The sequence below is a fragment of the Flavobacterium sp. genome, assembly GCF_031409475.1.
GTDB lineage: Bacteria > Bacteroidota > Bacteroidia > Flavobacteriales > Flavobacteriaceae > Flavobacterium.
Window position 1 is genome coordinate 1 of the sequence record NZ_JANNXH010000066.1, and the last position, 16,380, is coordinate 16,380.

Annotated in this window: 6 protein-coding genes; 5 read left to right on the forward strand and 1 reads right to left on the reverse strand. The window is 33.4% G+C overall.

Translation table 11 applies throughout. The annotated features are described in order from the left end of the window. Positions 1-1,289 (reverse strand): glycoside hydrolase family 32 protein (locus RMO53_RS11770; protein ID WP_310380945.1); only part of this gene is annotated, 1,289 nt, incomplete at its 3' end. Between the two features lie 533 nt (positions 1,290-1,822). Here RMO53_RS11770 and RMO53_RS11775 point away from each other — a divergent pair. From RMO53_RS11775 to RMO53_RS11795, 5 genes are all read left to right on the forward strand, one after another. Beyond that, positions 1,823-3,832: a glycosyl hydrolase family 95 catalytic domain-containing protein gene (locus RMO53_RS11775; RefSeq protein ID WP_310380948.1), complete on the forward strand. Its 2,010-nt coding sequence runs from the start codon at positions 1,823-1,825 to the stop codon at positions 3,830-3,832. 1,263 nt (positions 3,833-5,095) lie between these two features. Next, positions 5,096-8,071: a SusC/RagA family TonB-linked outer membrane protein gene (locus RMO53_RS11780; protein ID WP_310380951.1), complete on the forward strand. Its 2,976-nt coding sequence runs from the start codon at positions 5,096-5,098 to the stop codon at positions 8,069-8,071. An 11-nt stretch (positions 8,072-8,082) separates the two neighbouring features. Continuing rightward, a complete protein-coding gene (locus RMO53_RS11785; RefSeq protein WP_310380953.1) occupies positions 8,083-9,633 on the forward strand; it encodes a RagB/SusD family nutrient uptake outer membrane protein in 1,551 nt (516 codons plus the stop codon). 166 nt (positions 9,634-9,799) lie between these two features. Then, complete coding sequence (locus RMO53_RS11790; RefSeq protein WP_310380956.1) at positions 9,800-13,117, forward strand: VCBS repeat-containing protein; 3,318 nt, start codon at positions 9,800-9,802, stop codon at positions 13,115-13,117. Beyond that, positions 13,110-16,361 carry a VCBS repeat-containing protein gene (locus RMO53_RS11795; protein ID WP_310380959.1) on the forward strand — a complete coding sequence of 1,084 codons (3,252 nt, stop codon included), beginning with the start codon at positions 13,110-13,112 and terminating at the stop codon, positions 16,359-16,361. Before RMO53_RS11790 ends, RMO53_RS11795 begins: the two co-directional genes overlap by 8 nt. Positions 16,362-16,380 lie beyond the last annotated feature (19 nt).

Below are 16,380 nucleotides of genomic sequence, written 5' to 3' on the forward strand. Positions count from 1 at the left end.
TAGTTTATAGTTTCTGAAATGATGTTTGGAGTTGCCATTTTATGAATTTCTTTTCCAAAACTTTTTTCAAAATTGACTATTCCTGAATGGCTTCTGTCAACAGAAAATATTTTTTGTTTCGAATCATAATTGATTACTAATGAGTCATTAACTTCATTAGAAAAAATCAATTTTAAATTCTGATTCTTTGCACTAAATTGCAATTCAGATTGATTTAAATAATCATATTTCAAGGTCGTTTTTTGCCCTGCTTTTATAGTGATTACATCTTTTGAAAACTCCGAAACTTGCTGTTTTTTGAATTGCTCCACTGGAGCATTTTTCAGAATATAATCACCGTTTATTTTAGCCAGAGAAAGCACTCTTGGCAATGTCATGGCGCTTCTCCAGTTTTTAGTTGGCGTTTCTCTTGCATAGAGCCAATTGCTCATCCAGCCTATGAAAATGCGTTTGTTGTCAGGTGCATCATTATAAGTTACACCAGCGTAATTATCAGTGCCGTAATCAACCCATTTAAACTCTTTTTGAGTTGTTTTAAAGCTTTTTCCGTCAAAATCACCAATAAAATATTGTGTTCCGGAACCGCCGTTTGGTGCGCCAGGATTAATGCTTATTAATAAAACCCACTTCTCTTCTGTTGAATTTTCGACTTTTAATTTAAAAATATCTGGACATTCCCATACACCTCCATGAGCACCAATTCCTTTGCCAAATTCGCTTTCAAAATTCCAGTTAATTAAATTTTTTGAAGTATAAAATTGGGCACAATCGCCAGCTACTAAAACCATGTTCCACAATTTTGTAGTTTCGTTCCAGAACACTTTTGGATCTCTGAAATCTTTTAAATTTGGATTGGCAATAATTGGATTTGCATTGTATTTCGTCCAAGTTTCCCCTTCGTCTAAACTGTAAGCCAATCCTTGTGATTGCGTATTTATTTTTCCAGCCTTTTCGGTTTCCATGTTGTGGTAGGTAAAAATGGCAATCATTGGTGGGTTTTCAATAGAACCCAAACCAGATGTATTGTTGAAATCCACAACGGCACTTCCGGAGAAAATATAGCCTAATTTATCTGGGAATAATGCAATTTTTTTGTGTTTCCAATGGATTAAATCCGTACTCGTTGCGTGTCCCCAATGCATTGGTCCCCAAACGATATCCTCTGGATAATATTGATAAAATAAATGATAAATCCCTTTGTAATAAACCATTCCGTTGGGGTCATTCATCCATTTTTTTTCTGGAGAAAAATGAAATTGCGGTCTAAAGGATTCTTTGTATGTTTTCAAGGAATCAGTTTTTAATGTTTCAGAGGAAGTAATAGAAATCTCAGTGTTATTTTCTTCCTTTTTACAAGAAAAAAGTAACATTGCCACTAGCGAAAATGTTAGAATCAATAGCTTATTCAATTTACAATTTATTTAAATAAAGATTTAATTTTTAACCCGTTGGGTGTAATTATTAATAATTCAGAATATCTAAAAAATTAAACGCATAGAATCATAGAAAAAAGAGTTAGATAGACCAATTCTTGGTTTCTCATAGCTATGTTTCACTATCAAAGAGTGAAACGGCTTAACAAAATTCACAAAAACTATGTATCGATGTGTTAAAAAATATAAAAAATGAATTACACCCAACGGGTTTATTTATTAGCATAAAAATAGAATTCTTTTTGTAAAAAAAGCGGCTCTTAAAATCGAAATCGTTTTCGATTTATCGAAATCGTTATCGGTGTTAATTTCTATGGTCTTGGCCAAATAAACAGGCTAATAAGAAATAAAAGATTTAAGTTTGAAAATAATTAAAAAATTTAAAAAAGATGATTTCAAATTTAAAAAGCCTGTGCTTGTTACTTTTAGCAAGTCCAATTGTTTTTGGTCAAGCAAAATCAGACGAATGGCATTTGTATGCAAATTCCAGAGAAAACTATTTTGGAGTTGCCATGGCAAACGGACAAATAGGAATCGTTACGGACGACACGCCATTAAAAACAAAAGAAATAATACTAAATGGTGTTTACGACGGAAGTCCCGAAAACGGAATCAGTAGAATTGTTCGCGGTATAGAATTTTTGAATTTACACCTTTATATAGACAACCAAGAAATAAAATCAGATAACATAGACAATTGGAGTCAAATTGTTTCTATGAAAGAAGGAACAAGCACCACATCATTTTCGTTCAAAGGTTTGGCAAGTATCAACTACACAATTTTGGCAAACAGAGCTATTCCTTTTTCGGCAATGGCAATTGTCGAAATTACGCCTACTAAAGATATCGAAATTACGGCTAATAATTATATGGTTGTTCCAGAAGAATTGAAAGAAGCTAAAAGTCAGTTCCGGGTTTTGAAAGACAATCAATATTTGATGCCCGTTTTTGGAACTACCGCAAAAACATTAACTGGTAAATATAAAGTTGCGGCTTCAACCACTTTCCTTTTTGATGGTCCAACCGAAACTTTGAAACAAACTGGGAACGAAGTAGGTTTTACCAAAAAACTACTAAAAGGAAAAAAATACCGATTTGCTGTTGCTGGAGGAATTTGTACTTCAAAAGATGTAACCGATCCACTCAACGAATCCGAAAGACAACCTATTTATGCTTTGCAAGAAGGAATAGATAAATTATTAAATAAACACAAACAAGCTTGGGCTGAATTGTGGAATACGGGCGACATTCAAATCGAAGGTGATCTCGATGCACAACAACGCGTTCGTTTTGCTTTGTATAATTTGTATTCTTACATACGACCTGAAACCAGACAAAGTATTGCGCCAATGGGTTTGTCAAGTCAAGGATACAACGGACATATTTTTTGGGACACCGAACTTTGGATGTATCCAACACTTTTGGCCTTGCAACCCGATATGGCAAAATCATGCTTGGATTATCGTTCGGACAGATTGCAGAAAGCCAAACAAAAAGCTTTTATTTATGGTTATAAAGGAGCAATGTATCCATGGGAATCTGATGATACTGGCGAAGAAGCAACACCAACTTGGGCATTGACTGGGATTTTTGAGCAACACATTACAGCAGATGTCGCTATCGCTTTTTGGAATTATTACACCTATACACAAGATAAAACGTGGTTGCGAAAAGAATATAATGTATTAAAAGAGATTGCTGATTTTTGGGTAAGTCGTGTGGTAAAAAATCAAGATGATACTTATTCTATTCTAAATGTGGTTGGCGCCGATGAATATGCGCAACATATTGATGATAATGCGTTTACCAATGCCTCTGCAATTGAAGCTTTGAAAAACACCATAAAAGCAGCAACTATTCTGGAGGAACCAATCGATCCAAAATGGATTGCTGTTTCTAATAAATTAGTAATTCATACTGAAAACGGAATTACCCAAAACTACAAAGGCTATAAAGGACAAATGATTAAACAAGCCGATGTGAATTTATTGGCTTATCCATTACATATCATTACAGATAAAGCACAAATCGTAAGAGATTTAGAATACTATGCACAAAAAATTGACCCAAAAGACGGTCCAGCAATGTCATCAGGAGTTTTATCGGTTTTATATTCAAGATTAGGCGATGCAGCAAAGGCTTATGAATATTTTGTAAAATCGTATTTACCTAACAGTCGCCCACCTTTTGGCGTATTCTCGGAATCAGCAAATAGTAATAATCCTTATTTTGCAACTGGAGCAGGAGCAATGCTTCAAGCGGTTATTTATGGTTTTGGTGGCGTAGAACAAACAGATGAAGGATTAAAATACAATAAAGGATTGTTACCCAAAAAATGGAAATCCTTAAAGTTAATTGGACTTGGAGTTGATAATAAGACGATTACTATAGAAAATTAAAATCACCCTTTTTTGCGGTAATTAAATTCGTTACTAAAACACTTTTTAGTAACGGTTTTTTGTATTTATAATTACAGCTGTTTATTTATTAAAATCAATTGAAATGCTTCAAGTTGAGCAATAATCGACTCAGTTTTGTCATTCCGAGGCACGAGGAATCTCATAATGAGATGCTTCCTTTGTCAGCAAGACAACTTGGTGCAAAATGAAGTATAAAAATCACAAACTTGTCATTCCGAGGCACGAGGAATCTCATAATGAGATGCTTCCTTTGTCAGCAAGACAACTTGGTGTTTAGTGAAGTATAAAAACCACAAACTTGTCATTCCGAGGCACGAGGAATCTCATAATGAGATGCTTCCTTTGTCAGCGTGACAACTTGGTGCAAAATGTAGTATAATAAACCACAAACTTGTCATTCCGAGGCACGAGGAATCTTATAATGAGATGCTTCCTTTGTCAGCAAGACAACTTTGTGTATAGTGAAGTATAATAAACCACAAACTTGTCATTCCGAGGCAGGCGGAATCTTATAATGAGATGCTTCCTTTGTCAGCAAGACAACTTGGTGTATAATGAAGTATAAAAAGTACAAACTTGTCATTCCGAGGCACGAGGAATCTTATAATGAGATGCTTCCTTTGTCAGCAAGACAACTTGGTGCAAAATGAAGTATAAAAATTACAATCTTGTCATTCCTAACAAGAGGAATCTCATAATGAGATGCTTCCTTTGTCAGCAAGACAACTTGGTGTATAATGAAGTATAATAAACTACAATCTTGTCATTCCGAAGCAGGCGGAATCTCATAATGAGATGCTTCCTTTGTCAGCAAGACAACTTGGTGCAAAATGAAGTATAAAAATTACAATCTTGTCTTCTTGTAGTTGCTAGTCATTTTATTTACACAAACATCATTTCAAATTACTATTTTGAATTATTATCATTATTTTGGATTATAATTGCGATTTTTTTAATGATTTATTCGTAATCAACCTGTTTTAATTTTAATCAGTGATGATTTATATTAAACAACTGTTAATATTTGCGTTATGTGTATTTTTTACAGTTTAAATTTACAGATAGTATAATTTTAATTATAAAAAATTGCAGGATTAATTTTAAAATCGAAAACGTTTTCGGTATCACTATATCGTTATAGTTTTGATTTTCATAAAAAAAACATAATTTTTAGATTTATATTTGATATTGAATAAACAATAACCAATTAAAACAAATTATTAACCAACTTAATTATTACGTATGAAAAATAGTCTACTTAAAGGCTTGATGGTGTTTCTAACGATGCTATGTACTAGTTTGACGTATTCGCAAGATGTGTCAGGTAAAGTATCTGATGGAAGTGGTCCGCTTCCGGGTGCTTCTGTATTAGTAAAGGGAACAAACAACGGAGCTCAAACTGATCTCGATGGTAAATTTTCCATCAAAAATGTAGGGGCAAATGCTGTCCTTGTTTTTAGTTACATTGGACTTAAAACTCAAGAAGTAAGTGCTGCTGGAAAAACAACAATTGATGTTGTTTTAAAAGACGACGCATCTGAACTAAAAGAAGTTGTAGTTATAGGCTACGGTTCTGTTAGAAAGAAAGATGCTACAGGAGCAATTGATCAATTAAGTTCTAAGAAATTTGATAATGTTGCTTCGCCATCTCCAGCGCAATTGTTGAGAGGTAAAGTAGCAGGTGTACAAGTTACACAGTCAAGTGGTGAGCCAGGTGGAGCAGTTTCTATTAGAGTTCGTGGAAACACCTCTGTTCGTTCAGGTAATGGTCCACTTATTGTAATTGATGGTGTGCCATTAGATGGTGGAAATGTTTCTTCAGGTGGAGATGGTCTTTTGGGATCTTCTACTCCTAGAAACCCATTGAACTTTGTGAATCAAAACGATATTGAAAGTATCAGTGTATTGAAAGATGCTTCTTCTACTGCTATTTACGGTTCACGTGGTGCAAATGGTGTTATTGTAATAACAACTAAAAAAGGTAAATCAAAAGAACCAGAATTAACCTATTCTACCTCGGTACAATTCAGTAAAATGTCAGGTGATTTTGGAGTTATGACTCCAGATCAGTTTGTCGCTGCAGGTGGTGATGATCAAGGTGGTAGAGATTACTACTGGAAAGATGCTGTCATACAAGATGGAATTACTAAAAATCATGATTTGACTTTTTCTAAATCTACAGATAATTCAAATACGAGATTTTCATTAGGTGCTACAGACGCTGACGGTATTATAAAAAATTCTGGAATAGGAAAATACAGTGCTGCCCTTTACAATTCAAACGACTTTTTTGGTGGTGCTTTGAAAGTGGAAACTAGATTAGGTTACACTGGTATTAAAGATAATGCTACAGTTGTATCAAATGATTCAGGTTTTATAGGAAACCTAATTGGTTCTGCATTATATTGGAATCCAACATCTCCAATTTATAATCCAGATGGTTCGTATAATGTGGTTAGTAATACTTTTTTAAATCCGGTACAATTATTAAATGCCTATAAAGATTATACAAATACGGCAAAAATCATTGGAAACATTAGTACTACTTGGAAAATTAACAGCCGTTGGACTTACAAATTTTTATTTGGTATTGAAGGTTCATCTTCTTCTAGAAAAAGTCAATTATTGCCTACTATAGACATTCAAGGAGATCAATTTACGGCATCTGTTCCTGGAGGTTCTTTGACAAAAAGAGGTGTTGCCGTTATTGCAAATCAAAACAAATTCAACAGAACTTTTGAGCACACCATGAACTATAACAAAGAAGTTAGTGCTAATTTCCTTATCGATGGTTTATTAGGCTATTCATATTATGATTATTTGGCAGATGGAAATGTTTCAAGAGGTAAAGGATATGATGTTGCTCAAACTAATTTGATTGATAATATTGAAGGTGGTTTAGTTAGAGAATATAGAGTTTCTTCCTATAGAAATAGAGTAGAATTGCAATCGTATTTTGCTAGAGTTAATGCTACACTTTACAAAAAAATACTTTTGACCGCTACAATACGTGCCGATGGTTCTAGTAAATTTGGTACTGATAATAAATACGGTTACTTCCCATCTCTTGGTGTGGCATACAAAGTAATTGAAGATAAAGAAGGAATTGTAAACAACTTCAAAATTAGAGGTAATACAGGTACTACGGGTAACCAAGAATTTGCTCCAAACTCATCAATTTCAAGAGGTCAATATGGAGATAATGGTACTTTGAATACAGATAACAATTCGAATCCTTTATTAAAATGGGAAACAACTACCTCTTATGGTGTTGGTGCTGATTTTGAATTTTTTAACAACAGATTATCTGGTTCCGTTGATTATTATAGCAAAAACACTTCGGATTTGATTTTTCCAAATCAAGCAGATGGATCTCAACCTGGAACATTTTTCCCTCGTTTATTGAATGTTGATGGAAACTTAATTAATCAAGGTTTTGAGGTCTCATTGAATTACAAAGTAATAAACAAAGAAGACTTAACTTGGGAAATTTCAGGCAATGCTTCTTTCAATTCTAATAAATTTGAAAATTTCACAGGTTTTGTTCAAACTGGTGGTTTAAATGGGCAAGGATTATCGGGAGCTTATGCGCAAGTTATTACAAACAATGCTCCACTTTATTCTTATTTCTTGTACGAATGGAGAGGTTACGATGCAAATGGAAACTCTATCTATGCGGATGCCGCAGGAAATGATACGGGTTTAGGTACTGCTTCTAAAAAATTATTAGACAAACAACCCTTACCTAAAATAAATGTTGGTTTTTCTACTAATGTAACGTACAAAAACTTTGATGCTAGTGCTTCATTCTATGGTGCGTTTGGTCATTATATTTATAACAATACTACTAATGCGTATTTCTTTAAAGGAGCATTTTTAGGAGGTAGAAATACTACACTTGAAGCTGCAACGTCAGCTCAAGCACAAGGAGATCCTAATTCGCCTTCTACTAAATATTTAGAAAAAGGAGATTTCTTACGTTTGGGTAACTTAAATGTGGGGTATACTTTTAAAGGAAGTTTCGTTGATAAATTAAAAATTAAATCAGCTCGCTTCTTTGTAAACGCAACTAATTTATTCATAATAACGGGCTATTCTGGAACTGATCCTGAAGTTGATACTGATAAATCTTTAAACGGTGTACCATCTGCAGGTATGGAATTTTTATCGTATCCAAGAGAGAAAAGTCTTGGTTTTGGACTTAATGTAACATTTTAATAAATTAAAAAATGAAAAAAAATAATATAATTAAAGGTATTTTCTTTGCTGGTACACTTTTCCTTGGAGTGAGTTGTACGCAGTTAAATGAAGAAATATTAGATGGAGTTGTAGTCTCTGAAGATGGTGGTGGAGGTACTGTTAATCCAGTAGCTTTTTTAACCACTGCTTACGAAGGATTGAGAAACTTTCAAGGACAAGGAACTATGTTTGCTTTGAACGAAATGTCAACGGATGCACTTGTTGGCCCAACACGTGGTGGTGACTGGGACGATAATGGAGTGTGGAGACAAATTCACGTGCATACTTGGGGTCCAGATCATAATGAAGTGCGAGGTGCATGGAATCAATTATTATCACAAGTAAATAACTGTAACAAAGTTATTAATAGTGGTACAGGTACTCCAACACAAGTAGCCGAAGCTCGTTTTTTAAGAGCTTTTTATTACTATCATGTAATCGATTTATTTGGTCAAGCACCGTACAGAGAAGTCGGATCTCCCGATACTGACAACCCAAAAGTATGGGCTAGAGCAGAAGCAACAGGTTTTGTAATAAGCGAATTGGAAGCTATTTTAGGAGCTTTGCCAGCCAGAACTGTGGGTGATCCTAGTATTGCAAACAAAGATGCTGCTAACTTTTTATTGGCCAAACTGTATTTGAACAAGGGAGTATTTACTGCAGCTGCACCAGCTGGACCATACACTTTTGCAGCCGCAGATATGTCTAAAGTGGTTACACACGTCAATGCAATATCAAGTTCATTAGCTCCTGATTATTGGGATAACTTTAAACCGGACAACAACACCTCACCAGAAGTATTATTTGCTTCTAAAAACAGTAATGGTGCGGGTGGAAACATTCAATGTTTCTGGAGATTTGGTATGCATTATAATATGACACCCGACGGTTGGAACGGATTTTCTACTGTAGCAGAATACTACAATAAATTTAATCCTAACGACAGACGTGCAAAGAATGCTGATGCAGCAAATATTACTAATTTTGGAAACCCAGTTGGTTTTATTGTAGGGCAAGTATACAAGCCAGGAGGAGTTGATATTGTACGCGATAGAATTAACATTCCAGGTAGTACAACTGTTCCTCCTACAAAGCAACCCTTAATTTTTACACCATCAGTAACTTTGATTACAAGTGGTTTATCACTTGAAGCAGCGGGTATTAGAGGTGTAAAATACATTCCAGACGTATCAAATTTAGGATCTCCTAATAACGATTTTGTATTAATGCGTTATTCTGATGCTTTGTTAATGAAAGCAGAGGCAATATTACGTGGTGGGACAGGAACTGCTCCAGATATGACTGCTTATTTTGCAAGAACAAACCGTCCTGCTGTTACACTTGACCTTGAAGGGATTTATGCTGAAAGAGGACGTGAATTGTGGTGGGAAGAATACAGAAGAAATGATATGATTCGTTTTGGTAAATTTTTGCAAGCAAGAGAGTTGAAAGCGTATGTATCTGATAATAGATATGTTTTATTTCCAATTCCTTCTGCTGCATTATTTAATCCAAATTTAACCCAGAATCCTGGATATTAAGAATTTGTTTACTATTAATTTTGTTTTGAGTTAGTTATAAAGAGGGTATTTATTACCCTCTTTATTTTTGTAAACTATTTACAAAACCGTTTTTTTTATTAGTTATTATTATATAATTTAGGCAATTGTAAGTTATTGAATTACCTAACTAAACACAGTATGCAATATGTTTTATCGTTTTGTTTTATTATCCTTTTTTGTACTGATTTTCTCTAATTGCTCTAAAGAAAATCAAGATAATCAAGACAACTTATTCTCTAAATTAGACGCTTCAACAACAGGAATTAATTTTGTTAATGAAGTTAAGAATGGAGCGAATATGAATATTTTTAAATACAGGAATTTCTATAATGGCGGTGGAGTTGCCATAGGAGACATTAATAATGATGGACTCTCTGATGTGTATTTTACTTCTAATCTAGGAACTAATAAACTTTATTTGAACAAAGGGAATTTTAAATTTGAAGATATTTCAAAAACAGCAGGCGTTCAAGGAACTAAAACTTGGTCAACAGGAGTAGTAATGGTTGACATTAACGCAGATGGTTTGCTCGATATTTATGTCTGTAATGCGGGCAATGATAAAGGAGATAATCAAAAAAATGAACTCTTTATCAATAACGGGAACACTACTTTCTCCGAAAAAGCAGATCAATACAATCTAGCCGATACCGGAATTACTACACATGCTGCTTTTTTTGATTATGATAAAGACGGCGATTTAGACTGTTATATCTTGAACAATAGTTTTATTCCAGTAAGTAGTCTAAATTATTCGAATAAGCGAGAATTACGGGACAAAGATTGGGATGTTGCCGAAATTCTTAAAGGTGGTGGAGATAAATTATTGCGTAATGATAACGGAAAATTCAAAGATGTAAGCGAAGAATCAGGAATATACGGAAGCCTTATTGGCTTTGGACTTGGTGTAACTGTAGGTGACGTAAACGGAGATTTGTACCCGGATATTTATATTTCTAATGATTTTTATGAACGAGATTATTTATATATCAATAATAAAAACGGAACCTTTTCTGAAAAAATTCAAGAATGGGCATCACACACCAGTCAAGCTTCAATGGGTGCAGATATGGCAGACATTAACAACGATGGCAAGTCAGATATATTTGTTACCGATATGTTGCCAGAACCTGACGAACGTTTAAAAACTACAACTAGTTTTGATAATTATGATTTATTTACCAGAAAATTAAATTTAGATTTTTATTATCAATACATGCAAAACACCTTGCAGCTAAACAATGGCGAAGATCAATTTCTTGAAATAGCGAATTATGCTGGAGTAGCAAAAACAGATTGGAGTTGGGGCGCATTATTGTTTGACATGGATAATGACGGTTACAAGGATATTTTTGTGAGCAACGGTATTTATAATGATTTGACGAATCAAGATTTTATGGATTTTTTCGCTAATGAGTTTATGCAAAAAATGGTTGTAACGGGCAAAAAAGAAGAAATCCAAACGATTATCGACAAAATGCCTAGCACACCAATTGCTAATTATGCTTATAAAAATAATAAAAATTTGACTTTTTCTAATGAAGCTCAAAAATGGGGTTTAGATACACCAAGTTTTTCAAATGGTGCAGCTTATGGCGATTTAGACAATGACGGGGATTTAGATTTAATTGTCAATAACGTCAACATGGAATCCTTTGTATATCAAAATAATTCCGAAAAAATTAAAAGCAACCATTTTGTAAAAGTGAAATTAAAAGGAGAGAATCAAAATAAATTTGGAGTTGGAAGTGTGGTTCACTTATTTTCAGGGAAAGAAATTTTGAAACAAGAATTAATTCCTTCAAGAGGTTTTCAATCTTCTATTGATTATGTAATGACTTTTGGAATAGGAACTAAGAAAATAGATTCTTTGCAAGTGATTTGGCCAAATGGTAAATTTCAAACTATAAAAAAAGTAGCTAACAATTCGACAATAAACTTGAGTATTGCAAATGCAAAATCGGATTATATAGTTGCAAAAAATAGTTTAAAACCATTATTATCCGAAAAAAATAATTCGTTTTTAACTCACAAAGAAAACGATTATATCGATTTTGATTACGAAGGATTAATCTCCAAAATGCTTTCGCAAGAAGGACCAGCACTTGCAGTTGCTGATATTAATGGCGATGGCAATGACGATGTTTTTATTGGCGGAGCTAAAGGAAATCCAAAAGCTATTTATTTAAATAAAGGAAACGATGTTTATGCAAGTACAGCTCAAATAGATATTAATAAAGATGCCCACAATGAAGACACAGCCGCTTGTTTTTTTGATGCTGATAATGATGGTGATCAAGATTTATTAGTAGGTTCTGGAGGAAATGAAAAAGCGGACCAAGCCAATTATAAAAACAGATTGTACTTGAATAATGGGAAAGGAATTTTTACAAAAAGCAAAACAAATCTTCCAACAAGGAACAATAATGTTGCTGTAATTGCACCAACTGATTTTGACAATGATGGCGATATTGATGTGTTCATTGGCAGTCGCAGTGTTCCGGGAGTTTATGGAATTGATCCAAAACATTTATTATTAGAAAATGATGGAAAAGGAAACTTTACCAATGTTACAGATAAAAAAGCCTTTAAATTAAATGAAGTTGGAATGATAACCGCTGCCGTTTGGGAAGATATTGATAATGATTCCAAGAAAGATTTAATACTAGTTGGCGATTGGATGGCACCAAGAATTTTCAAAAATACCGGTCGCCGTTTAGTTAATTTTAAATCTAATCTTACTAATTTTAGTGGTTTTTGGAACTCGATTGCTTGCGTAGATTTAAACAATGATGGCAAAAAAGATTTGATACTTGGAAATAAAGGTACAAATACAGCTTATAAAGCAACAGTTTCTAACCCAATGAAATTGTTTGTTAATGATTTTGATGCGAACGGTACAATAGAACAAATTACAACACGAAGTATCGAGGGTAAGGATAAGCCATTGAGTTTAAAGAAAGAATTAGCAGGACAAATTCCTTCCATAAAAAAGAAAAATTTGAGCTATCTCGAATATGCAAAAAAATCAATCCAAGAATTGTTTGCTACAGATATCATAAATAATTCGATTCAAAAAACAGCAGTCATTCAAGAAAGTGTTATTGCTATCAATATGGGAAATGGAGATTTCAATATCAAAGCAATGCCACAACAAGTGCAGTTTTCGAGTGTGAACACGATAGCTGTTTTGGATGTAAATAAAGACGGAATTTTGGATATAATTCTGGGTGGAAATCAATTTGGCTTTAAACCACAATTTTCTCGATTGGATTCAAATTACGGAAATGTGCTTATAGGAGATAAAAAAGGAACCTATTCTTGGTTGCCTTATTCTCAATCTGGATTCTTTTTGAATGGAGAAGTGAGGCATGTTAAAATTTTACAAAATAAAAATAAATCGGTTTCAATCCTTGCAGTTATAAATAATAATAAACCTAAAATATTCAAAAGCAATGAATAATTTTTTTAAAATACTTTTTGTTTCATTGCTTATTGTTTCTTGCTCTAAAAAGCAAGAGAAACTCTTTGAAAAACTTTCACCAGAGGAAAGTAATATAACATTTAACAATCAACTCTTAGAATCAAAAAACATTTCTATTTTAGATTACCTCTACTATTATAATGGTGGTGGTGTAGCACTTGGCGACATCAACAACGATGGTTTGGTTGATATTTATTTTACATCCAATCAAGGAAAAAACAGTTTGTATTTAAACAAAGGCAATAATAAATTTGATGATATTACTGCCAAAGCTGGAGTAGAAGGTCAAAGCGATTGGAATGCCGGAACTGTTATGGCCGATGTCAATGGCGATGGTTTTTTGGATATTTATGTGTGCGCCGTTGTAGGAATCAATGGATTTGAAGGTCACAACGAGCTTTTTATCAATAACAAAAATAACACTTTTACCGAAAGTGCCGCAGAATATGGTTTAGATCTTGATAATTACAGTTCTTCGGCAGCTTTTTTTGATTATGATTTAGATGGTGATTTAGATATGTATTTGTTGAATCACGCTGTACATTCTGAATTTTCATTTGGTAATGCTGACATTCGTAATAAGCGAAGCTACGAGTGTGGTGATAAATTATTTCAAAATAATAATGGAAAATTTGTAGATGTAAGTGAACAAGCCGGAATTTTTGGTGGAGCAAATGGTTATGGATTAGGATTAGCAGTTGCCGATTTTAATTTAGACGGTTATCCGGATATTTATATAGGTAACGATTTTCATGAAGACGATTATTACTACCTCAATAATGGCGATGGAACTTTCACGGAGAGTCTAAAAAAATATTTTGGTCACACGAGCAGATTTTCAATGGGAGTTGATGTTGCCGATGTCAATCATGATGGTTTTCCAGACCTCATGACACTGGACATGCTTCCAGAAAGCGAGAAAGTATTGAAAGCATCATTAGGCGACGATAATGTTCAAATGATGAAATTGAGAACCGAAAAATTAGGGTATCATTATCAATATTCTCGAAATATGTTGCAAATAAATCAAGCAGGAACTCATTTTACTGAAACCGCATTATTAAGTGGAGTTGCAGCAACAGATTGGAGTTGGAGTGCGCTTTTTGCCGATTACGATCAAGATGGTGAACAAGATATTTTTGTTTCTAACGGTATTCCTAAACGTCCAAATGACTTAGATTATGTTAAGTATTTTTCGAATGATCAAATCAAAAGTAAAATTTCTACAACCAAATTATTGGACAAACAGGCGTTAAACAAAATGCCAAAAGGAAATGCAACCAATTATGTTTTTCAGGGTACAGCCGACTTAAATTTTAAAAATAAATCAAGCGATTGGATAGAAAATGATTCTATAATTTCAAACGGAAGCAGTTATGCGGATATTGATAACGATGGAGATTTAGATGTAGTAACAAATAACATCAACAATATTGCATCGGTTTATATCAATCAAACCAATGCAAAATCCAATTATCTAAAAATTAAATTGCGATTCGAAGGCAAAAATTCCTTTGGAATTGGAGCCAAAGTAATCTCTTATTATAATGGTAAAAAGCAATTCAAAGAGTTGCAAACCACAAGAGGTTTTCAGTCCTCATCAGAACCAATACTGCATTTTGGGTATGGCAAAAAAGCAAAAATAGATTCACTCGTTGTGGTTTGGCCAGATAAAACATATCAAACATTGAAAAATGTAAAAACCAACCAAACGCTTACTATTAAAGCTAATGCCAATAGAAAATCGTTTGATTACAAAAAATTATATCCAGTCGTAAAACCACTTTTTAATAAAGTAGCATCAAATTTAGGCATAAACTTTACACATCAAGAAAATGATTTTATTGATTTTCTAGTTCAAAAATTAATACCTTATCAACGTTCAGATCGTGGACCAGCAATAGCAATAGGAGATTTAAGTGCGGATGGTAAAGAGGATATTTTCTTTGGAGGTTCTAAAGGAAAAAAAGCTACCGTTTATATTCAAAACGAAAATGGGTTTGTTAAAAAACCGTATCCTGAAATTGAAAAAGATTCTCTATTCGAAGATGCTTCGGCAGTCATTGGAGATTTCAATTCAGACAAAATAAATGATTTGTATGTTGCTTCTGGAAGTGGCGAAAATGCACAAAATTTGCAAGACCGTTTGTATTCTGGAGATAAATTGCTAAATACAAATTTACCCGTAATGCGCCAAAATTCATCGGTTGTAAAAGCATTTGACTATGATAAAGATGGAGATTTAGATGTTTTTGTAGGAAATAATTCGCTTACTAATAGATTTGGAAGCACTTCGGATTGTTATTTATTGAACAACAACAAAGGAAAATTTACCCTTACACAAAATAAAACATTTGAAGGAATAGGTATGGTTACTGACGCTGTTTTTAGTGATTTTAATAAAGACGGAACGGCAGATTTAATTGTTGTAGGTGAGTGGATGAAACCTACTTTCTTTGCCAATAAAAACGGGAAATTTGCTAATGTAACTCCAACAATATTTCCCGAAAAATGCAATGGTTTGTGGCAATCATTAATTGAATTTGATATAGATAAAGATGGAGATTTAGACTATCTGGTTGGGAATTGGGGTATGAATTCGAAATTCAAAGCTTCACAAGAATTCCCTATGAAAATGTATTATGATGATTTTGATAAAAACGAAGCATTTGAAACAATAGTAACCATCGAAAAAAATGGTGGTTATTATACCACACTAGGTTTAGACGAACTTGCAGAACAATTTAGTGGCATGCTCAAAAAGAAATTCAACAGTTATAAATCATTTGCTGGAAAAAAAGTGGATAAAATTTTTGATCCAAAATTACTCGAGAAAGCAAAATTATATGAGGTTCATAATTTAAAATCGGGTTACTTAAAAAATGAAAACGGAAAATTTGTTTTTGTTCCTTTATCTAATAAAATGCAAGTAGCACCAATAAATACTTTTGTAAAATCAAATTTTGATTCGGATAAAAACGAAGAGGTTTTTGCTGCAGGAAATTATTTTGGAGTTACTCCTTATCAAAGTAAGTTTGATGGTTTTTCGGGAGCATTAATCAAAAATGAAAAAACCATATTTTTAGGCAATAAAATTGGTATCGATTTAACTCAAAAAGCAGTCAGACATCTAAATATTTTGACTTTTAAAGGCAAAAAATATTTATTGGTAACCATAAATAATAAACAGGCAGAAGTGTATGAAATGCCACTTGCAAAATAAATTTACTAAGTCAACTGTG

Bases quoted from the DNA above. Each gene is read 5' to 3' on its own strand.
- RMO53_RS11795 (WP_310380959.1), top strand. From the start codon at position 13,110: ATGAATAATTTTTTTAAAATACTTTTTGTTTCATTGCTTATTGTTTCT.
- RMO53_RS11790 (WP_310380956.1), top strand. From the start codon at position 9,800: ATGTTTTATCGTTTTGTTTTATTATCCTTTTTTGTACTGATTTTCTCT.
- RMO53_RS11785 (WP_310380953.1), top strand. From the start codon at position 8,083: ATGAAAAAAAATAATATAATTAAAGGTATTTTCTTTGCTGGTACACTT.
- RMO53_RS11780 (WP_310380951.1), top strand. From the start codon at position 5,096: ATGAAAAATAGTCTACTTAAAGGCTTGATGGTGTTTCTAACGATGCTA.
- RMO53_RS11775 (WP_310380948.1), top strand. From the start codon at position 1,823: ATGATTTCAAATTTAAAAAGCCTGTGCTTGTTACTTTTAGCAAGTCCA.